The sequence below is a fragment of the Sphingopyxis sp. EG6 genome, from assembly GCF_003609815.1.
Taxonomy (GTDB): Bacteria; Pseudomonadota; Alphaproteobacteria; order Sphingomonadales; family Sphingomonadaceae; genus Sphingopyxis.
The window spans coordinates 3,575,310-3,594,967 of the sequence record NZ_AP017603.1 but is presented as its reverse complement, the minus strand read 5'-3'; the positions used below and the strand labels follow the sequence as shown (position 1 = coordinate 3,594,967).

Annotated in this window: 17 protein-coding genes; 5 read left to right on the top strand and 12 right to left on the bottom strand. The window is 65.4% G+C overall.

The genetic code is table 11. From position 1 onward, the window contains the following. On the top strand, window positions 1–660 hold the full coding sequence (locus SPYCW_RS17375) for a class I SAM-dependent methyltransferase (RefSeq protein WP_037553277.1): 660 nt from the start codon (window positions 1–3) through the stop codon (window positions 658–660). Window positions 661–687: 27 nt separating this feature from the next. On the opposite strand, the gene SPYCW_RS17370 is transcribed toward SPYCW_RS17375, so the two are convergent. The 12 genes from SPYCW_RS17370 to SPYCW_RS17315 form a co-directional block, all read right to left on the bottom strand. Continuing rightward, window positions 688–993: a hypothetical protein gene (locus tag SPYCW_RS17370; protein WP_003046472.1), complete on the bottom strand. Its 306-nt coding sequence runs from the start codon at window positions 991–993 to the stop codon at window positions 688–690. A 191-nt stretch (window positions 994–1,184) separates the two neighbouring features. Then, window positions 1,185–1,829, bottom strand: coding sequence for a DsbA family protein (locus tag SPYCW_RS17365; protein ID WP_003046475.1), 645 nt, complete (start codon window positions 1,827–1,829; stop codon window positions 1,185–1,187). Continuing rightward, complete coding sequence (locus SPYCW_RS17360) at window positions 1,826–2,260, bottom strand: disulfide bond formation protein B (RefSeq protein WP_003046478.1); 435 nt, start codon at window positions 2,258–2,260, stop codon at window positions 1,826–1,828. Before SPYCW_RS17360 ends, SPYCW_RS17365 begins: the two co-directional genes overlap by 4 nt. Further along, complete coding sequence (locus SPYCW_RS17355) at window positions 2,257–2,742, bottom strand: SRPBCC family protein (RefSeq protein ID WP_003046480.1); 486 nt, start codon at window positions 2,740–2,742, stop codon at window positions 2,257–2,259. Before SPYCW_RS17355 ends, SPYCW_RS17360 begins: the two co-directional genes overlap by 4 nt. 13 nt (window positions 2,743–2,755) lie before the next feature. Continuing rightward, a complete protein-coding gene (locus SPYCW_RS17350) occupies window positions 2,756–5,935 on the bottom strand; it encodes an efflux RND transporter permease subunit (RefSeq protein WP_003046483.1) in 3,180 nt (1,059 codons plus the stop codon). Window positions 5,936–5,979: 44 nt separating this feature from the next. Continuing rightward, window positions 5,980–8,520: a heavy metal translocating P-type ATPase gene (locus SPYCW_RS17345; protein WP_003046486.1), complete on the bottom strand. Its 2,541-nt coding sequence runs from the start codon at window positions 8,518–8,520 to the stop codon at window positions 5,980–5,982. 190 nt (window positions 8,521–8,710) lie between these two features. Beyond that, a complete protein-coding gene (locus SPYCW_RS17340) occupies window positions 8,711–9,181 on the bottom strand; it encodes an SRPBCC family protein (protein WP_003046490.1) in 471 nt (156 codons plus the stop codon). 81 nt (window positions 9,182–9,262) lie between these two features. Further along, window positions 9,263–9,607 (bottom strand): DUF190 domain-containing protein, encoded by a 345-nt coding sequence (locus SPYCW_RS17335; protein ID WP_003046493.1) that lies wholly within the window; start codon window positions 9,605–9,607, stop codon window positions 9,263–9,265. Window positions 9,608–9,619: 12 nt separating this feature from the next. Further along, window positions 9,620–12,862, bottom strand: coding sequence for an efflux RND transporter permease subunit (locus SPYCW_RS17330; protein WP_003046495.1), 3,243 nt, complete (start codon window positions 12,860–12,862; stop codon window positions 9,620–9,622). A 3-nt stretch (window positions 12,863–12,865) separates the two neighbouring features. After that, a complete protein-coding gene (locus tag SPYCW_RS17325; protein WP_003046498.1) occupies window positions 12,866–14,035 on the bottom strand; it encodes an efflux RND transporter periplasmic adaptor subunit in 1,170 nt (389 codons plus the stop codon). Between the two features lie 109 nt (window positions 14,036–14,144). Beyond that, entirely contained in the window at window positions 14,145–15,452 is a 1,308-nt protein-coding gene (locus SPYCW_RS17320; protein WP_037553274.1) for a TolC family protein, read from the bottom strand. A 65-nt stretch (window positions 15,453–15,517) separates the two neighbouring features. Beyond that, window positions 15,518–15,880, bottom strand: a complete 363-nt coding sequence (locus SPYCW_RS17315) for a hypothetical protein (protein ID WP_003046504.1) — start codon at window positions 15,878–15,880, stop codon at window positions 15,518–15,520. 446 nt (window positions 15,881–16,326) lie between these two features. Here SPYCW_RS17315 and SPYCW_RS17310 point away from each other — a divergent pair, with 446 nt between their 5' ends. The 4 genes from SPYCW_RS17310 (at window position 16,327) to SPYCW_RS17295 (ending at window position 19,649) form a co-directional block, all read left to right on the top strand. After that, complete coding sequence (locus tag SPYCW_RS17310) at window positions 16,327–16,701, top strand: DUF3703 domain-containing protein (protein ID WP_037553271.1); 375 nt, start codon at window positions 16,327–16,329, stop codon at window positions 16,699–16,701. A gap of 49 nt (window positions 16,702–16,750) precedes the next feature. Then, on the top strand, window positions 16,751–17,089 hold the full coding sequence (locus SPYCW_RS17305; RefSeq protein ID WP_003046510.1) for a hypothetical protein: 339 nt from the start codon (window positions 16,751–16,753) through the stop codon (window positions 17,087–17,089). A 65-nt stretch (window positions 17,090–17,154) separates the two neighbouring features. Next, window positions 17,155–18,390, top strand: coding sequence for a TolC family protein (locus SPYCW_RS17300; protein WP_003046513.1), 1,236 nt, complete (start codon window positions 17,155–17,157; stop codon window positions 18,388–18,390). Then, entirely contained in the window at window positions 18,387–19,649 is a 1,263-nt protein-coding gene (locus tag SPYCW_RS17295) for an efflux RND transporter periplasmic adaptor subunit (protein WP_003046516.1), read from the top strand. The genes SPYCW_RS17300 and SPYCW_RS17295 overlap by 4 nt, the downstream gene beginning before the upstream one ends. Window positions 19,650–19,658 lie beyond the last annotated feature (9 nt).

Here is a 19,658-nt window from a genome sequence, read left to right as displayed (position 1 = left end):
ATGTCAGACGCACACAGAGACTTCGTCCCGGCACTCGGCAAGAGCGGATCGCTCGACCGCTACGATGCCGCCATAGCCCTCATGACCAGAGAGAAAAGATGGCGAAGCGACTTGCTGCGCTTCGCCGAACCGCGGCCGGGCGAGCGGATCGTCGATATCGGGTGCGGCACGGGAACCTTTGCGATCGCCCTCAAGCAGGCGGCGCCGGAGAGCATCGTTCTGGCGGTCGATCCCGACCCCGCCGTGCTGGAAATCGCGCGCGCCAAGGCTGAGGTTGCCGATGCCGAGATTCGATGGTTCGAGGCTATGGGCGACGAGCTGGACGGCATCGACGCACTCCGGCAATGCGACAAGATCGTATCGAGCCTGGTCCTTCACCAGTGCCCGATGGCCGTTAAGGAAGCGATTGCCGCGCAGATGTTCAGGCTCCTGAGGCCGGGCGGGACCCTTTTCATAGCCGACTATGGCGAGCAGCGCTCGCTGCTGATGCGCATGCTTTTTCGACAGATCCAGCTGCTCGACGGGTTCGAATATACCGAACCCAACGCTAAGGGCTGCGTCCCGGTGATCCTTAAAGCCGCGGGTTTCGAGGCGGTCGAAGAGATGAGAGTCATCCCGACGCCGACCGGCTCGATTTCAATCTATGGGGCGAAGCGGTAGTTTCTCGCCCGGCCCGCGCGGTCGCGGCTAGCCGCGCCAGTGACGCCCGCGGTGATGGTGGTGCATCCGGCGCTTCTGATAGCGCCGCTCGTAGCGGTCCCGCCGTTCATAGCGGCGATCATGGCCGCGGTAGTAGGGATCGTAGCCACGATAGCCACGATCATAGCCATAATTGGGCACGCCGTGGCGTGAGGAACGATAGTCGCGGTCATGACCACGTGGCGCGTCATGTCCGCGGCTATATCCCCCGCGATCGCCATGGTGCTGGGCAAGCGCTGTTCCGGGGAGCGCGAAGGCGAGCATCGCGGCCGCGATCGTCATCAGTTTTCGCATGTCAGTCTCTCCTTTTCGTGGCGTTCAAAATCCCCCTTCATGTTTGAATGCGCTGTGAATATTGGCTCCGATGCTGCCGATCGGACGGTGACCCGGCGTCTCCATGCGACAGGCCGATGGCGGGAGAGACAGTATCGCGCCGCATGGTGGGCACCCGTCCCGCGTGGACGAAGCGGGACGGGTGCGGGCCCTCATTTGCCCTTTGCCGCTACCGCGGCCTGGACTCGGGCCTCGACCTGTTCGGGGCTCGGCTGGACGAGCATCTCGCCATTGACGAAGAAGGTCGGCGTGCCCCGGACGCCGACCGCACGCGCGTCGGCGATGTCCTGCTCCATCCAGGCCATCGCATCGGTTGTCGGCATCGCGCGCGCCTTCGCGACATTGAGGCCGGCCTTCTCGGCGGCCGCCCAGGCACCGTCCATCTTGCCGTCGTGCCATTCGGGCTGCGCTTCGAGCAGGGCGGCCGTCACCGGCTCGAGCTTGCCCTGGACGCGGGCGGCTTCGAGGATCACGATCGCCTCGGCCGAGCCGGGGTGCAGCGGCAGGTAGCGCATAACGAGACGCACATCCTTGGGATATTTGGCAACGATGCCCTTCACCGTGGGATAGAAGGCGCGGCAGGCCTCGCACGACGGGTCGAAAAATTCGACGATGGTGACCGGGGCATTTTTCGGTCCGATGATCGGCGAATGCGGGCGAATGAGGCTGTCGACGGGCCCCGCCACGACCTTCTTCGTGGGTTCGCCCTCGGCGGTTCCGCTGTAGAGCATCGCGCCGCCGGTGAAAGCGAGTGCGGAAACGACAAGCGTGGCCACCACTCCGATGCGTTTGTTCATGATTTCAGTCTCCTTTGGAAGTTGAGCAAGAGGGTGAGGATGAGCGCGAACGCGGTCAGCGACGGGAGGGGCAGCGGCACGCCTCCGATTGCCATGCTCTCTCCCGAGCATGATGGACCGCCGGTGCAGGGGACGATCGGGGCCGGAATGACGCCGACGTAGAGCAGGCTATGATAGAAAGCGACGAGACCACCGCCCGCAGCCAGCGCCAGCCCATAAGGAACGATGGCGCGGTCCGACCTGAACGCCGCGATGCCGAGAATGATCGCAAGCGGGAACATGAAGCTACGCTGGAACCAGCAGAGGTCGCACGGCGCCTGGCCCATGACCTCGCCGACGAAGAGGACGGCCAGGCTCGACAGGAGGGCGATTGCCCAGGCCGCGCCGAGCGGACGCCATTTGTGCGGCGCGAGCAGCGGAAAGCTCGTCATCGCCGGCCACCTTTGAACTTGGACTTGGGCCGTCGCGGCGGCGGTGGCGGCTTGCTGTATTTGGACTTGAGGTAGCTGAGCAGGATGCCGTCGATCGACGCGATCATTCGCTGGAAGCTGGTCTTGATGCCGGGAAGCCGGAGCCAGGCAAAGGGCCCGCGGCAACGATAGCGGTGAACGAACTTCGTCCCGCTCGCCGTCGGCGTCAGGATATAACTCTCCTCGAACTGGAGGATGAAGCTCGGCTTGACGTCGAGTATCAGCTCCTCGCCCGGGCGCGCGGAGAGCACCGCCGCGGAGACTTCGAGAAACTTGGGCTTGTGCGGATCCATGCGCATCGAATAGCGGATCGCGATCGGGTCCTCGGCAAGCTGCTCGATCCGGACATAGGGATTCCAGATCCGGTGGTTCTCGAAATCGCCGAGGACCGCCCATATCTGCTCCGGACTATAGGGGAGGTCATGCTCCCGCTCGAACTCCATCAGCTTAACTCCTCTATCGATCGGCCGCCGGGCTTTGCCCCGCGCCGATGTCGGTGACGCCCGCAGGCGATGGGTCGGCGTGCGCGCCGCCCGTCGTGAACCAGCGGCGCAAGCGCGGGACCATCCGGCGTTCGAAGCCCGCCGCGAGGCTGAAGGACGCCGGCACGATCAGCAGTGTCAGCATCGTCGACAGGATGAGCCCGCCGATCACCGTGACCGCCATCGGCGCGCGCCATGCGCCGTCGCCGGTGAGCGACAGCGCGGTCGGGATCATGCCCGCGACCATCGCGACCGTGGTCATCAGGATCGGCTGCGCGCGCTTGTGTCCGGCGTCGACAATCGCCTCGTCGCGCGGCACCCCCGACGCCATTTCCTCGATCGCGAAGTCGACGAGAAGGATGCTGTTCTTGCCGACGATACCGAGCAGCATCAGCACGCCGATGAACACGGGAAGCGAGAGCGGATAGCCCGTCAGCAGCAACGCGACCGCCCCGCCGAGCGGGGCGAGCAGAAGCGAGCCCATGTTGACGAAGGGCGGGATGATCTTGCGATAGAGTAGGATCAGCACAGCGAGCACGAGAAAAATCCCCGATACGACCGCGATCGCGAAGTTGCGCAGCATCTCGGCCTGCCACTTGGCGCTCCCGAGTACCAGCCGCGTGACCCCGGCGGGCAGCGCCTTGAGCGCCGGCAGCGCCTCGACCTTGTCCATCGCCTGACCGGTCACGAGACCCGGAGCCAGGTCGGCCCCGATGGTGAGCTGGCGCACCTGGTTGGTCCGATTGATCTGGGTCGGGCCGGCGCCGAAGCCGATCTCGGCCACAACCGAGAGCGGCACCGTTCCCCCGTTCCGGGTCGGAACAGGCATATTGCGCAGCGTATCGAGCCGCTCGCGCGCGGTTTCCGCAAGCGCGACGCGAACGGGGATTTGCCGGTCGGACAGCGAGAATTTCGCGCTATTCTGGTCGATCTCGCCCAATGTCGCGACGCGGATCGACTGGCTGAGCGCCTGCGTCGTCACGCCGAGCTGCGCCGCGAGCGCGAAGCGCGGGCGAATGACGATCTCGGGGCGCTGAAGATTGCCCTCGACACGCGGCGACCGGATTTCCTTCACGCGGGCCATCTCGGCAAGCAGCCGGTTGCCGACATCTTCGAGCTTCTTCGGGTCGTCGCTGCCGAGCGTGATCGAGATGTCGCGGCTGCTGCCGCCGCCGCCGCCATGCTGCGACTGGAAGTTGATTCGGGCATCGGGAACCTGCGCTAGCCGCGGCGCGCGGTCCTTTTCGAACTCGGTCGAGGTCAGCTCGCGGTCCTTGCGCAATTTCAGATAGACCGTCGCCGTGCCGACATCGATCCGCGACAGGGCGGATTCGACGAGCGGGTCGCGCTTCATGAGATCGGTCACCTCGTCGGCCACTGCCTCGGTCTGTTCGAGCGTTGCGCCCGGGGCGAGCTGGATGGCCACGCGGCTCGTGTCGGAATCGATCGACGGCTGGAAGGTCATCGGGAGCAGCGAGAAGCTGAAAATGGTCGCAAAGAGCGCCAGCACACCGATGCCGACCACCCAGACGCGATGGTCCTTGATGTAACCGAGCCATTTCCAGCGCCCGCCGCGCGCACGCGCGGCAGCGGCCCCGCTGGTGTCGAGGCTCCAGCGCAAGATGCGCATATAGGTGTCGATCAGCGGGCCCTCGCCATGCTTTTGCGGACCCTGCGCAGAGAGAAAATAGGCGGCGAGCATGGGTGTGATCATGCGCGCGACCGCGAGGCTCATCAGCACCGCGGCCACGACCGTCAGTCCGAAATTCTTGAAATATTGCCCGGCGACGCCCGGCATCAGCCCGACCGGCAGGAACACCGCGACGATCGTCATGGTTGTCGCGAGCACCGCGAGGCCGATCTCGTCGGCCGCATCGATCGAGGCCTGATAGGCCGATTTGCCCATCCGCATGTGGCGCACGATATTCTCGATCTCGACGATCGCATCGTCGACCAGCACGCCGGCAACGAGGCTGAGCGCGAGCAAGGTCATCATGTTGAGCGAGAAGCCCATGAGGTCCATGAACAGGAAGGTCGGGACCGCCGACAGCGGGATGGCGAGCGCCGAGATCAACGTCGCCCGCCAGTCGCGCAAGAAAAGGAAGACGACGACGACCGCGAGGATCGCGCCCTCGACCATCGCATTGATCGCCGAATGATATTGGCCTTTGGTATATTCGATATCGCTGAACAGCTCGGTGAATTTGACCTTGGGGTTTTCCTTCTCGAGTTTTCGCAGCTCCTCGACCGCAGCGTCATAGACGGTCACATCCGAGGCGCCCTTGGCGCGCTCGAAGCCGAAGGTCAGCACCTGCCGCCCGTCCTGCTTCGAGACCGAGCGCTGCTCGGCGTAGAGATCCTTGACCTCGGCGATATCGGCGAGGCGCACGGTCCGGTTCGTCCCGACCGAGATTAGCGTCTCGCCGAGCGCGTTGGCGCTGCTCGCGTTCCCGAGGATACGCACCGCCTGCTCGGAGCCCGCGACCTCCATCCGGCCGCCGGCCGCATTGACATTGAGCTGGACGAGCTGGGTGTTCACCGCGGCGGCGGTAAGGCCGTAGGCGCGCATGCGTTCGGGGTTGAGGATGACGCGGATTTCGCGGCTGACGCCGCCCCGGCGATAGGCGTCGCCCATGCCGGGGACCGCGATCAGCCGCTTCGCGACGACATTGTCGACATACCAGCTCAATTCCTCGAGCGTCATATCGGTGGCCGAAGCCGACCAATAGGCAAGCGTGTTGCCCGAGGTAGAGAGGCGGATAACCTGCGGTTCGAGGATGCCGTTCGGCAGGTTGCTGCGGATCTGGGTGATCTTGTCGCGAATGTCAGTCACCGCCCGGTCGATCGGCGTGCCGATCGCGAACTGGACGAAGGTCTGCGACTGGCCTTCGGTAACCGTCGAATTGAGCTCGTCGATCCCCTCGATCGTCCGCACCGCCGCCTCGACACGCTGCGTGACCTGCGTTTCGAGTTCGGTGGGCGCGGCGCCCGGCTGGGCGATGATGACGATGGCGCCCGGAAAATCGATGTCGGGATCGCTCTGGACCCCCATCATGAGGAAGGAGACGATGCCCGCCACCGTCAGACCGAAGAACATGACGAGCGGCGGGATCGGGTTCCGGATGGACCAGGCCGAGATATTCTTGAAGTTCATCCTCTCTCCCCCTTCCGGTTCGATCCCACCGCGACTGTGCGCCCTCAGCCCATGCTGCGATCGCGATAGGCGAGCAGGCGAAGCGCGTTGGCGACGACGACGAGGGTCGAGCCTTCGTGCGCCGCGACCGCCGCACCGATTCCGAGTCCGAAGATCGTCGCCGGCACGAGGACCACGACGACGCCGAGGCTGACCACCAGATTCTGGCGGATGATGCGGCGCGTCTGGCGGCTAAGTCCGATCGCGAACGGCAGATGAGCGAGGTCATCGGCCATCAGCGCGACGTCGGCGGTTTCGAGGGCAACATCGGACCCCGCGGCGCCCATCGCGATCCCGACGGTGGCGCTCGCCATCGCCGGTGCGTCATTGACGCCGTCACCGACCATGGCGACCGGCTGCTGCGCCTTGAGGTCGCGAATGGCGTCGACCTTCTGATCGGGCATCAGGTCGCCCCAGGCCTCGTCGATCCCGACCTCGGCGGCAATCGATTCCGCGACCTTCTGGTGATCGCCCGAAATCATGATCATCCGGCCGATGCCGAGCTCGCGCAGTTTGGCGATCGCGGTGCGCGCCGCTTCGCGCGGCGTGTCCATCAGACCGATCGCGCCAAGATCGCGGTCGCCCATACGAACGACCATCGTCGTGCGGCCCTGCTCGCGGAGGCCGGCGATCGCAGCCGCCACTTCGCCGCCGATCGGCGCGATGCCGTCGGCACCGAACATTTCGGCCTTGCCGATCAGGACGGTTTCGCCCTCGACCTTTGCCGTGACGCCGCGACCCGTCAGGCTGTTAAGGTCGTCCGCCACCGGTACGCGCGTCGACGTCAGCATGGCCTCGCCATCGCGCGCGATGGCAGCGGCAAGCGGATGATCGCTCAGCCGCTCGACCGCCACCGCGATCCGCAGCAGTTCCTCCTTCGGCACGCCGCTGGCCGGCAGGACGTCGGTGATGCGCGGCTTTCCTTCGGTGAGCGTTCCCGTCTTGTCGAACGCCAGCGCGGTCAGCGAGCCGAGATTTTCGAGCGGGCCACCGCCTTTGACCAGCACGCCGCCGCGCGCCGCACGCGCAACGCCCGACAGGACGGCACTCGGCGTCGCGATCGCGAGCGCGCACGGGCTTGCCGCGACAAGGACCGCCATGGCGCGATAGAAGCTGTCGCGGAACGGCTCGTCGACAACGACCCAGGCGAAGAGCAGGACGAACACAAGCGCGAGCACGCTCGGCACGAAGATGCGCTCGAACTTGTCGGTGAAGCGCTGGGTCGGCGATTTCTGCGTTTCCGCCTCGCTCACCATCTTCACGACCTTAGCGAGCGTGGTATCGGCCGCAAGACGGGTTACCGCGATCTCGATCGCGCCATAGCCGTTGATGGTGCCCGCGAAGACGCGATATTTTGCGTCGAGTGCATCGGGCTTTGCCGCGGCCTGCGCACGATCGGCCACCGGTTCCTTGTCGACGGGGACGCTCTCGCCGGTCACCGGAGCCTGATCTATCGCCGTGCGGCCAACGACGACGAAGCCGTCGGCGGCAAGACGCTCGTTGGGCTTGACGATGACGGTGTCGCCAATCGCCAGCTGCTCGACCGGGACTTCGCGAGCCGTCCCGTCGGCATCCTTCACCGTCGCGGTCTGCGGCGCCAGCTCCGCAAGCGCCTCGATTGCGCGCTTGGCGCGGCCCATGGCATAATGTTCGAGCGCATGGCCGAGGCTGAAGAGGAAGAGGAGCAGCGCGCCTTCGGCCCACGCACCAAGCGCGGCAGCGCCGGCCGCGGCGACGAGCATCAGCGTGTCGATCTCGAAGCGCTTGAGCTTCAGATTCTCGATGGCCTCGCGGACAGTGAACCAGCCACCGAAGCCATAAGCGGCAATATAGAATGCGAGCGGCACCCACTCCGGCGCCGCGGCGAGCTTCTCGATCGCAAAGCCGATGCCGAGGACGAGACCGCACAGCAGCGCGAAGATCAGCTCGGTCCGCTCGCCGAAGATGCCGCCATGATCATGGCCATGGTCGTGGCTATCCTCGCCCGTATGGCCATGTTTGTGATCTGGCCCATGCGCGTGATCCGGACCATGGTCATGGCCATCATCGCCATGTTGGTGGGCGGCTTGTGCCGGGGCAGCCGCGGCGACGGCAGTCGATTTCTGAGTGACGCCCATATCCGAGAGTGTCTTTCTGATCATTTCGATGGAGGTCTCCGAGCGCTGGAACTCGGCGCGCAGCGTACCGGCGGCGCCGACTTCGGCCTCGATCACGCCCGGCATTTCGCGAAGCTTCAGTCCGATCGTCCGCGCGCGACGGGCGTGGCCGACGCCTTCGAGGTCATCCCAGAAGAGATGCTGATACTGGCCGGTGAGCTCGGCACCGGCGCTGCGCGCGAGCTGCCGCACGCGTTCGAGCGGGAGAATATCCGGACGGTAATGGATGCAGAGCTGTGGCGGCGAACCGTCGCTTGAGCGGACAACATGGACCTTGTCGACGCCTTCGCGTCCTTCGAGTTCGCTCGTCAGGCGCGCGACGCAGCGGTCGGCGGTATCGGCGACTTCGGGGAGGAGAAGCGGAATATCGAGCCGCAACTGGTCACTCATGATGCCATCCTTTTCTGTTGGCGGTCGGCAATGCGATCCGGGCGCATGTTAAACGCGCGGCAGGATGAGGTGCGGGAGCCATTGCGGGATGCGACCCGGCTCCCGCACCTCCCTGACAGCCGGAAATCCCTGCCCGTGGTGAGGGGGGCGATTGAGAGGGGCCTCCGACGGCCAGGTTTCGAATTCAAGATCATGCGCGGCGCCCGCTTGGCCGCGCGTAGCGGGACTGAACTGTCGTGCGACGGAGTTGCTGTTCGAGCGCCATGTTCGAGCGCTTGAGAAAAACGCTGCAAACCCGCCGCAGAATGGGATAGCCGAGCCATGAGAAGAGACCCGCGCATTCCAGGCGATGGGTAACCTCCACCCCTTGGCCGAGCTTTTCGAGCCGGTAGCTCTCCTCGATGACGAGCAGCCCGCGCGTGCCTGTCCGCCAGGAGAAGCCCGTCAGCCAGTCGAGGCCGGTTATCCGCCCCTCGGATGCAAATTCCGGACCCCGCTTCCCGCGCGGAGAATAGACATAGCCTACGCGCTCATCATCTCCCGGACGATCGGTGAAACGGAGCGTCGGATGCCAGTCGTCGTACCGCTCGATATCGACGAGCAGTCGCCAGACCCGCCCGATCGGGACCGGCAAGCGGAGCGAGGTGCCTACCGAGAACATCGGAGACCTCCTCGCTCGCACGAGCTGGTCCGCGACGCAGGCCGGGGACCTGCGCCGCGGTGTAGACCGGCAAGATGCCGGTCAGCTCTGAACATCGGGGGGCTCCGCGGCGGATTTCCCGCCGAGGATTTCGACCGCTTCGAGCGTGATGAGCCCGATGTCCGGTATTTCGGTCAGCTGCGCCGCAAAGTCGCGGAGCCGCTGCTCCTCGTCGATGATCTCGATCACGACCGCCCGGTCATTCTCCAGCGCATGCTTGCGGTGGAGATGCGCCGAGCGACCGAAACCGAGAACCGCTTCGAGCACCGTAACGCCTGCCAGCTTTTGCTGGCGAGCGAGTTCGGAAATGAACTCGAAGACCCGCTGATCACCGAAGAAGGCGGATTCATCGGTGTAGATGCGCAAGAGCTTGGATGCTTTTGTCATGACAGTCTCTCCCTATTCCGTGACCGGCTGGACCGCCGACTCCGCTTTTCGCTTGAGGAACTTCGGCTGCCAGTTCGCCCCGAGGACGACTTTTGCGATCGCGGGGAGAACGAGCAGCGTCAGGATGGTCGCCGCGATGAGACCGCCGATGACGGTCGTCGCGAGAGGCTTCTGCACCTCGGCACCCGTGCCGGTCGCGATCGCCATCGGCACGAAGCCGATCGCGGGCACGAAGCCGGTCATGATCACCGCACGCATCTTCTCGGTCATGCCCTCGCGGATTGCCTCCGTGAGCGGGACATCATTCTCGAGCCGTTCGCGGATCGCCGTCATGACGACGAGACCGTTGAGCACCGCGACGCCGGCAAGGCAGATGAAGCCCACCGCCGCCGACACCGAGAAGTTGATGCCCGTAAGCGCGAGAGTGAACACCCCGCCCGCGAGCCCAAGCGGCACGGCGAGGAACACGGCGGTCGCGCGCCCGAACGTGCCGAGCGCCATGTAAAGCAGGATGAAGATGCCCGCGAAGCAGAGCGGCACCACGATCGAGAGCCGCTGCGATGCGGCCTGCAGACTTTCGAACTGCCCGCCCCATTCGAGGTAATAGCCCGCCGGAAGCTTCACATTGGCGATCTTCGCCTGCGCTTCGGCCACGAAGGATCCCGCATCGCGGCCTTCGAGGTTCACCTGCACGACGACGCGCCGCTTGCCATTTTCGCGGCTGATCTGGTTGAGCCCTTCGGTCAGCCGGATCTGCGCCACCTGGGCGAGCGGTATCTGTCCGCGATTGCCGCCCTCGGAGGGCAGCAACACGGGCAGCGCGCGGATGTCGTCGAGATTGACCCGGGTCGCGTCGGGGACGCGAACCGTGATGTCGAAGCGCCTGTCGCCCTCATAGAGCAGGCCGGATTCCCGCCCGCCGAGCGCCGCCGACACCGTATCGGCAACCTCCTGTACCGAGAGACCGTAGCGCGCGATCGCATTGCGATCGAGCTTCACGTCGAGCGTCGGAGCGCCGCCCACTTGGTCGGCCTTGACGCTGCCCGCACCCGGTATGCCCTGGAGCACGCGCACCATCTCGTTCGCCGCGAGCGACATCTTGTCGAGGTCGTCCCCGTAGAGCTTGATGGCCACGTCGCCGCGAACGCCCGCGATCAGTTCGTTGAAACGAAGCTGGATCGGCTGGCTGACTTCATAAAGCTGGCCGAGCTGGCCGCCAGCGGCTTTCTCGATACGCTCGACGACATCGGCCTTCGAATCGACACCTGCCGGCCACTGATCCTGGGGTTTCAGGATCACGAAACCGTCGGAGATGTTCGGCGGCATCGGGTCGGTCGCCACCTCGGCCGTACCCGTCTTCGAAAACATCAGCTCGACTTCGGGCAGGCTCGAGATCGCCGTCTCGACGTTGCGCTGCATGACCAGAGACTGTTCGAGGCTCACCGAAGGCACGCGCGTCGAGGCAAGCGCCATATTCTTCTCGTCGAGCTGCGGAATGAATTCCGAGCCGAGCAGTCCGAACGCCGGGATCGCAAGGACGAAGAAGGCAAAGCCGCCGGCGATGAAAGCCCACGGCTTGGCGAGCGCCTTGTCGAGCAAGGGCAGGTAGCGCTCCTTCGACTTGCGGATCGCCCAGACTTCCTTCTCGGCAACCTTGCCGCGAATCATCAGCGCGACAAGCGCCGGAACCAGGGTGATCGCGAGAATGAAGGCCGCAACGAGCGCGAGCATGATGGTGATGGCCATCGGCGAGAAGGTCTTCCCCTCGACGCCCGTAAACATCAGCAACGGCGCGAAGGCCAGTAGGATGATCGCCTGGCCGAAGACGGTCGGTTTGATCATCTCCTGGCTCGCGCGCATCGTCTCCTCGAGACGTTCGCGAAGGTTGAGCAATCTCCCTTCATGCTCCTGCCGGTGCGCCAGTCTGGCGAGGCAGTTTTCGATGATGATCACCGCCCCGTCGACGATCAGACCGAAGTCGAGCGCGCCGAGGCTCATCAGGTTACCGGGGACCCGGAAGGCGTTCATGCCCATCGCCATCATCAGGAAGGAGAAGGGAATGACGAGCACCGCGATGATCGCGGCGCGCCAGTTGCCGAGCAGGAAGAAGAGCGCGGCCGCTACGAGCAGCGCGCCTTCGGTGAGGTTCTTTTCAACCGTGCCGACGGTTGCGTTCACGAGCTTGGCGCGGTCGAGTACCACCTTCACTTCGACGCCGGGCGGCAGGGTCTTCGACACCTGCGCGATCTTCGCCGAAACATCCTCCGCAACAGTGCGGCTATTCTGCCCGATCAGCATGAGCACGGTCCCGATGACCGCCTCCTTGCCGTTCATGCTGCCCGCACCGGTTCTGAGGTCGCCGCCGATCTTCACATTGGCGAGCTGTCCAACCGTCACGGGCACGCCGCCGCGCGTCGCGACGACGGCGTTGCGGATTTCGTCGACCGAGCGGACGCGTGCATCGACGCGCACGAGATAGGCCTCGCCTGCCCGGTTATAGTAGTTGGCACCGACCGCGAGGTTGGCGCGTTCAAGGGCTTCGCCCAGTTCGCTATAGGAAATGCCGTAGCTGGTGAGGCGGGTCGGATCGGGTTCGACCACGAAGGTCTTGGCATAGCCGCCGATCGAGTCGACGCCGGCGACGCCGCCGACCGACTTCAATTGCGGGCTGACGATCCAGTCCTGGACCGTGCGAAGATAGCCCGATTTGGCGATCTCGTCGGTGAGGATATCGCCCTCGGGGGTCAGATAGCTGCCGTCGGGTTGCCAACCTGGTTGGCCCGCGACCTTCTTGGCGCCCTTCCCGTCGGGATTTTTGTAGCCGACGGTGTACATGACGACCTCGCCGAGACCCGTCGTGACGGGACCGATCTGCGGCTGGGCCCCGTCGGGAAGATTCTCGCCCGCCTGGAGAAGCCGTTCGCCCACCTGCTGGCGCGCGAAATAGAGGTCGGTTTCATCGGTGAAGATTGCCGTCACCTGGCTGAAGCCGTTGCGCGAGATCGAGCGTGTCGTCTCGAGCCCCGGAATGCCGGCGAGCGAGATTTCGATCGGATAGGTTACGAGCTTCTCGATTTCGACCGGCGAGAGACGCGGATCGATCGTGTTGATTTGCACCTGCTTGTTGGTGATGTCGGGAACCGCGTCGATCGGCAGCTTGGTGAGCTGCCATACGCCGAGTCCCGCGATCACGAGGAAGAGAAAGAGTACCGCCCAGCGCGCGCGGACGGATAGCGCCATCAGTTTCGCGATCACGGTTTATTCCTCCTCGCCCGCGCCCTTGCCGAGTTCGGCCTTGAGCAGGAATGCGTTCTTGGTCGCGACGATCTGGCCCGGCTTCAGCCCGGCGAGGATTTCGACACGGCCCGCGCTGCGCTGGCCGACGGTCACCTGCTGCGCGCGGAAGCCGTCCTTCGTGCGGACGAACACCACGTCGCGGCCTTCGAGCGTCTGGAGGGCTTCGTCCGCGATCACGATACGGGCCGGCCCACCGGTTTCGGCGCCGCGGCTCGGAAGCAGCCGCACCCGGACCGCCAAGCCCGGCTGGAGCGCCCCGGGTACGTCGAGCACGGCGGTTGCCGAGCGCGTGTCGCCCGACAGGCCGGGCGTGACGGCGCGCACGCGGGCATCGATCGTCCGTCCGTCGGGAAGTTCGATGATCGCACGGTCTCCGGGCGAGAGCCGCTGGGCATCGGCCGGACCGACGGCGGCCTCGATCTGCACCTTGCTGGGATCGGCAACGCGGAACAATTCGGTTTCGGGCTGAACGAAGGCGCCAAGGCTGGCGTTCTCGGCCGTGATCCGTCCCGAGATCGGGCTTGCCACGATGACGCTGCTGCCATCGCGCGTGACCTGCGCGGCGCTCGCTGCGGCACGCGCGCGCTGCGCTTCGGCCGCGGCGGCCGCGGCTTCGGCTTGCGCCTGCTCATAGTCGACGCGCGCCGACACCTTCTGGTCGAACAGGGTCTTCTCGCGGTGGAGATTTTTCTGCGCGAGCGTCGAGCGCGCATCGGCGGCAATCCGTTCGGCCGCAATCTGGGCGGCGTCGCGGCTTTGCACGATCGCGATCGTCTCACCGGCGCTGACCGGATCGCCGAGCCGCTTGAAGAGACGGGTGACCGCGCCGCCCGCGCGGGCGGTGACGATCGCCTCGCCGCTCGGCGCGGCGGTAACGGTCGCTTGCGAGATGATTTCCGAACCGAGTCCGCCGGCGCCGATCGTCTCGACGCCGATCTCGGCGGCCTTGATCGCTTCGGGCGTGATGGCGAGGCTGCTCGGAAGGGCTTCGCTCGCCGCTTCCTTTTCGCCTTCGGCAGCCGGCGCGGCGGCCGGGTCGGCGGTGCAGCGTGCAACGCCGAAGCCCGTGACGGCAGCGAGTATCATGGCGCCCGCGACAGTGCCGAGGAGACGCTTGTCCTTGGTGATCATATTCTATCTCCGCTGTTGATGCGGTTCGCGCGCCGACCGGCGGCGCACCCCTGTTGACTTGGAAGGACGATGGCGAAGGCGCCTCCGTCCACTGGAAGGCTCGGCGCGCTCATGGCTGATGATCCGCATCGCCGTCGGCGGCTGCCTGGCGCGATAGGATGGCGCGGGCTTCGGCCCGGGCCTGGCGCGCCGCGATCAGTTCGGCCTGCGTTGCCGCATAGGCCTGCTGCGCGTCGATATATTCGACGAGCGAGGACTTGCCGGCGCGGTAGCTGAGTTCGGCGAGCCGGACACCTTCGCGCGCCTGCTCGATGCCGCTACCCTCAAGCGCCGCGAGGCGGGCCTCTGCGGCTTCGAGTTCGGCCTGCGCATTGGCGATCTCCGCCTGAGCATTGACCACTGCATTCTCGCGCCGCGCAATGGCGGCGGCGACATCGGATTTGGCTGCCGAGATGTTGCCGCGGTTGCGGTCGAAGACGGGGAGCGGCACGGAAACATTGGCGATCAATGCGCGATCGCCGGTGTCGCGAAGCTGACGCACCCCGAAGCCGACCGACGGATCGAGCCGGCCATCGGCGCGCTGCCCCTGGAGCCGCGCTTCAGCAATCAGCTTCTCGGTTTCTGCCAAGCGAACGTCGAGCGTCGCGAGCGAGTCCACCGTCTCCGGTGCCACCCACATATCGCCTTCCATCAACTCGGCAGGCGGGACCGAGCTTCCAAGGAGCGCCGCGAGCGAACGCCGGGCGGTCCTTTCTTCGGCCTCGGCCGTGCGTAGCTCGGCGGTGGCCTGAACGAGAGCCGCATTGGCGCGGAACGCACGGAGCGGCGGCTCGTTGCCGGTATCGACCATGGCCTGTGCCACGCGGACGAGTTCGCGGGCACGCGCTTCATTTTCGCGTGCGAGCGCGAGGCTATCGCGGGCCGCGAGAGCGGTCGCGAACTGGTTGCGGACATCGAGCGCAAGATCTGCGCGTGCAATCTCCAACTTGTACTTCGCGGCCAGAAACTCGGCGTCGGCGAGCGTCATGCGCGACCGGCGCCGGCCCCCGATATCGAGACGCTGATTGACCGACACGGTCGTTTCGAGACCGTTCAGGCCCGAGTAGGGGCCGGTGCCTGCGAAATTCTCGACATCGACATTGAGCGTCGGATTGTAGCGATAGCCCGCCTGACGCTGGCGACCGCGAGCGGCCTCCACTTCGGCTTCGGCGGCAACCACGCGCGGCGAGCGCGCGTCGGCTTCCTCCATCGCCTGCGCGAGGGACAATCGAGCGGGAAGCGGGCCGGTACGCACGGCCTCGCCTGCGGAAGAAGGCGGTCCCACCAGCTCCGTCGCTGCCGACTGGGCAGCGGCGGGCGCGGAATTTGAGCCTGCAACGAGCGCCACGAGACTCGCGGCGACAACTATGGATTTCATGAAAAGGAGACTCCTGACGTTTCCAGGGAGAAGCGCACGCGAAGGGCACGCGCAGACCTAGAGCGTCAGGCGATTGGAGGGCGGAACGTCCCGATATAGGCGACGGGCGGCAAGGCGGCCGTCAGGATGCGCGTATGCGCTTCAGGGGCAGGCGTTTCGGTCGCTGCCGACAGCGATTCCGCCGGGACGCCCGAATGGTGACCGTGGCAGCCATGAGCGGCGGCAGGCACCTGCTGCTTTTCGCCGGGAGAGGATTTTTTCTTGTCGACTTCGGCGCCTTCGATCGCCGGTGCGGGAACGCAGCCGGCTTCGATCACAGCAACGAAAAGGCTCGCCTCGGCCCGATCCTCGGTCGCATGTGCGAGCGACCCCGCAACCGTTCCGGATGCAAGGAGAAGGGTCAGGAGGAAGAGGATCACCCGTCGCATTGAAACCGGCCCCTAGCATCGAAACGGCGCGGTGAAAAGTAGAAGATTTTCAATCAACTTCGGCGGCACTCTTCGAACCCCCGAACCGGCTCCGTAATTTTATCTCATGGAGGTAAGAGAGCAGTGCACCTTGCCCCTCTATAGTTGCAGATGCGCCTCAAGAAACAGGATATCGGCCGAACAATCACGCGTTAAGCACAATAATTCTACAATTGTCTTTCACTCTTATTTCTATCGCTTCGCTATTGGCTCCCGCCTCCTTTGTTCGGGACGACATTCGAGCGATATGCTTCCCGTGAGACGAGGGGGTAAATCGGACGCAGAGCGGCACAGCGTCCTGCCGGAACATCAGGGCTTGACCCTGTATCTACTACAGGGTGCAAGAGCCTGCCCTGCACAAAAAAGGGGGAAAGAGGATGGTGCCGCCGACAGTAAATCCCGTGAGCATGGCCGTCATCGAGCCGCTGCTGCGCGAGCAATATCGCCTGTTTTGCGAATCACGCCGAATCGGAGATGAAGCCGCTGCGTGGCAGGCGCTGGAATGGGAACATATATTGAGCCAGCCCTATATGGGCGCGCATCTCGCCTCCCACTGGCACATGTTTCGCTATGCGATCGAGCTCGGCGATGCCCGTGAAGCTACCGGTCAGGCAATGCGGTTCCTGCTCGTCCCGCTCGGTTCGCTGACCGGCCGCCTCCCCGCAGGGAATAATGGTCGCGCGCGGGTGAGCGCCTTCGAGCCGATGCCGATGCCGCAGGCCCTCGAAGCGCTGATCGAAACGGCCCGGTCGACGGAGAGCCGCGCTGCGCGAACCGATTGATCCGGTTTTGGACTTCCGGAACGGGTCATTCGCTGTTAGGGGCGCGACCATGTCCGGCGCTACCCTTCGCCTGTTGCTTGTGTTCATCCTGCTGCTCAGCGGGCTCCACAATGCTGCGCCGGCGATGGCGGGCATGACGCACCATGCGACGGATTCGCATCTTTCGCACCATGTCGAGCCGGGCCATGCGTCGGACAAGGACACGCAAAAAGGTCAGCAGGACGCCGACCTCCACGGCAGTCACCATAATTGCCCGGTCGCATCCGATCAGGCCCTTTCGGGTCATGACGATCTGTCCTGTTTTTCCGGCGGCCTGCACTTTGCGTTGCCCGCGACGCGCCTCGCTTCGCGCGCGCTCGCACCGCCCCTGAACCCTCCCCTCGCCTGAACGCCGCCTGCCGCGCGGCCCCTTTTCGGCCTGCGCTCAGTCGAATCGTTCAGGAGTGATCATTCATGCATATCCATATGCGCGCCGCCCTGTTGGCCGGGGCTGCGCTGCTGGCGGGGTCCGTTTGGGCCCAGCCGCTAACGCTCGACCAGGCGGTCGAGCGGGCCATCGCTGCATCGCCCGAGCTTAGAGCGGGCGAAGCGGGGGTCGACGCCGCGCGCGCCGACCAGCTGCAAGCCCGCGTCCGTCCCAATCCGACCGTGTCGGTCGACATGGACAATGGCGTCGGGACGGGCGGCTATGGCCTGTTCCGGCAATCGGAACTCACCGTCACCTATTCGCAGCCGCTCGAACGCGGGGGCAAGCGCGAGGCGCGAATGGCGCTTGCCGAGCGCGGTGTCGTTCTCGCCGAGGCGCAGTGGCGGCTCGTCCGGCTCGACATCGCCCAGGAAGTGCAGCGCGCCTATATCGACGTCCAGATCGCCGAGCAGATGGTCTGGATCGCAGAGGATCGCGTCAAACTTGAAAAGGAGATGCGGACCGAAGCGATCAGGCGCGTGCGCGGCTACAAGGATCCGCTCTTCGTCGAGACGCGCGCCGATGCCCGCATTCTCGAAGCCGAACTGGCCCTGAAGGAAGCCCAGGCGAAGCGGCAGTCCGCACGCGCATTGCTCACCTCCTTCTGGGGCGGCACGCCTGACAGCCTCGTTATCGCCGAGGGGATCGAGAAACCCGATCCGCGCGATCCGCCGCTCGCCGAAGCCGACGCGGCGGTCTTCGACGCCGCCGTCGACCGGGCCCGCGCGCAGGTCGTCGTCGAGCAGAGCCGTGCGCACCAAGACTATACGGTCTCGGGCGGCACGCGCTTTCTTCGCGAGACCAATGATGTCGCCGTTCTTGGCGGCATCTCGATCCCGCTCGGACGGTTCGACCGCAACCAGGGCAATATCGCCCGGGCGCAGGCCGAACGGCGGCAGCTCGAGTTCCAATCCGAAGCGAGCCGGCTCGAGCGGCTGCGGCGCCTCGCGTCGCTGCGCGCCGATGCCGACGCCGCACGCGTCCGGGCCGAGGGCATCATGAACGACGTCTATCCCAAGGCGGTGAAGACGCTCGGCCAGGTGCGCGAAGGCTATGCCCGCGGCGGGTTCCTGTTCGCCGACGTACAGGATGCCGCCGACGTCATCATCCAGATCCAGGGTCAGTGGGCCGAGGCCATGACACGCTACCGCGATTTGCTCGCGGAGATCGATCGCCTGACCGGCCGCTTCGATGCGGCTCCCCTTGCGGAGAATATTCCATGAAGAAGTTTCCATTTCCCGCCGCGGCTGCGGCGCTGTTCCTTGCTGTGCCTCTCGCTGCCTGCGGTGGCGGAGCCGAGGGCGAAGACAAGCATGAAGAAGGCGAAAGCCACGCTGAGGGCGAAGGCGAGGAAGATGCCAAAGGCCCGAACGGTGGCAAATTGCTCAAGAATGGCGATTTCGCGGTCGAGGTCATAATCTTCGAGAATGGCACCGAGCCGCAATTCCGCGTTTTCGCAACGCGGGACGGCAAACCGGTCGACCCGAAGGATGTCCAGCTCGCCATCACCCTCACGCGGCTTGGCGGCGACGTCGATCGCTTCACCTTCCGCCCGCAGGGCAAATTCCTCGCAGGGCAAGGTGTCGTCACCGAACCGCACAGCTTCGACGTCGAGGTTGTCGCGGTGACGGGCGGCAAGCGGCACGTTTGGAAATATGCGAACCCCGAAGGGCGCACGCGGATCGGGGCTGACGCCGCCAAGGCCGGAGGCATCGAAACCGCGGTCGTCGGACCGGCGACGGTGGGCGAAATGCGCGAACTCTACGGCACCGTCCAACTGTCGCCGACCGCCCGCTCCGAAATTCGCGGCCAGTTCCCCGGCCGCGTCGTCTCGGTGACCAAGGCGGTGGGCGACAGCGTCCGCCGTGGGGAACTGCTCGCGCGCATCGAGTCGAGCGAGAGCCTCCAGGTCTATCCGGTATATGCGACGGTCGGCGGCGTGATCGCCGAGCGCAACGCCAACCCCGGCGACGTCACCGACGGGCGCGCACTCTATGTGGTCACCGACCCGGCGCAGACCACGGTCGTCTTCAACATCTTCCCCCGCGACCTCGCGATCATACGTCCGGGCATGCGGGTGACGGTGGAGACGCAGGACGGCGCCGAAATCGCGACCGCGCCGCTCGGGCAGTTCCTGCCCGACGGCAATGTCGAGGCGGGCACTGCGCTCATCCGCGCGACCATCCCGAACCGCTCGGGAACGCTCCGCCCTGGCATGGCCTTGCGCGGCCGCGTGATGGTCAACCCCGTCACCGTGCCGCTTGCCGTGCGCACCGAGGCGATCCAGCCCTTCCGCGACTTCAAGGTGGTCTATGCCAATTTCGGGCAGGACTATGAGGTCCGGATGCTGAAGCTCGGCCGTTCGTCGCCCGAATGGACCGAGGTCCTGTCGGGCATCAAGCCCGGCACCGCCTATGTCACCAAGGGCAGTTTCCTCGTTCGCGCCGACATCGAAAAGTCCGGCGCGGGCCACGACCATTGATCGGGGAGC

Excerpts from the sequence above, each read along its gene's own strand:
- SPYCW_RS17360 (WP_003046478.1), bottom strand. The coding sequence starts at position 2,260 with ATGACGAGCTTTCCGCTGCTCGCGCCGCACAAATGGCGTCCGCTCGGC.
- SPYCW_RS17300 (WP_003046513.1), top strand. The coding sequence starts at position 17,155 with ATGCATATCCATATGCGCGCCGCCCTGTTGGCCGGGGCTGCGCTGCTG.
- SPYCW_RS17345 (WP_003046486.1), bottom strand. The coding sequence starts at position 8,520 with ATGAGTGACCAGTTGCGGCTCGATATTCCGCTTCTCCTCCCCGAAGTC.
- SPYCW_RS17335 (WP_003046493.1), bottom strand. The coding sequence starts at position 9,607 with ATGACAAAAGCATCCAAGCTCTTGCGCATCTACACCGATGAATCCGCC.
- SPYCW_RS17340 (WP_003046490.1), bottom strand. The coding sequence starts at position 9,181 with ATGTTCTCGGTAGGCACCTCGCTCCGCTTGCCGGTCCCGATCGGGCGG.
- SPYCW_RS17370 (WP_003046472.1), bottom strand. The coding sequence starts at position 993 with ATGCGAAAACTGATGACGATCGCGGCCGCGATGCTCGCCTTCGCGCTC.
- SPYCW_RS17315 (WP_003046504.1), bottom strand. The coding sequence starts at position 15,880 with ATGCGACGGGTGATCCTCTTCCTCCTGACCCTTCTCCTTGCATCCGGA.
- SPYCW_RS17320 (WP_037553274.1), bottom strand. The coding sequence starts at position 15,452 with ATGAAATCCATAGTTGTCGCCGCGAGTCTCGTGGCGCTCGTTGCAGGC.
- SPYCW_RS17355 (WP_003046480.1), bottom strand. The coding sequence starts at position 2,742 with ATGGAGTTCGAGCGGGAGCATGACCTCCCCTATAGTCCGGAGCAGATA.
- SPYCW_RS17310 (WP_037553271.1), top strand. The coding sequence starts at position 16,327 with ATGGCCGTCATCGAGCCGCTGCTGCGCGAGCAATATCGCCTGTTTTGC.
- SPYCW_RS17350 (WP_003046483.1), bottom strand. The coding sequence starts at position 5,935 with ATGAACTTCAAGAATATCTCGGCCTGGTCCATCCGGAACCCGATCCCG.
- SPYCW_RS17375 (WP_037553277.1), top strand. The coding sequence starts at position 1 with ATGTCAGACGCACACAGAGACTTCGTCCCGGCACTCGGCAAGAGCGGA.
- SPYCW_RS17325 (WP_003046498.1), bottom strand. The coding sequence starts at position 14,035 with ATGATCACCAAGGACAAGCGTCTCCTCGGCACTGTCGCGGGCGCCATG.
- SPYCW_RS17295 (WP_003046516.1), top strand. The coding sequence starts at position 18,387 with ATGAAGAAGTTTCCATTTCCCGCCGCGGCTGCGGCGCTGTTCCTTGCT.
- SPYCW_RS17365 (WP_003046475.1), bottom strand. The coding sequence starts at position 1,829 with ATGAACAAACGCATCGGAGTGGTGGCCACGCTTGTCGTTTCCGCACTC.
- SPYCW_RS17305 (WP_003046510.1), top strand. The coding sequence starts at position 16,751 with ATGTCCGGCGCTACCCTTCGCCTGTTGCTTGTGTTCATCCTGCTGCTC.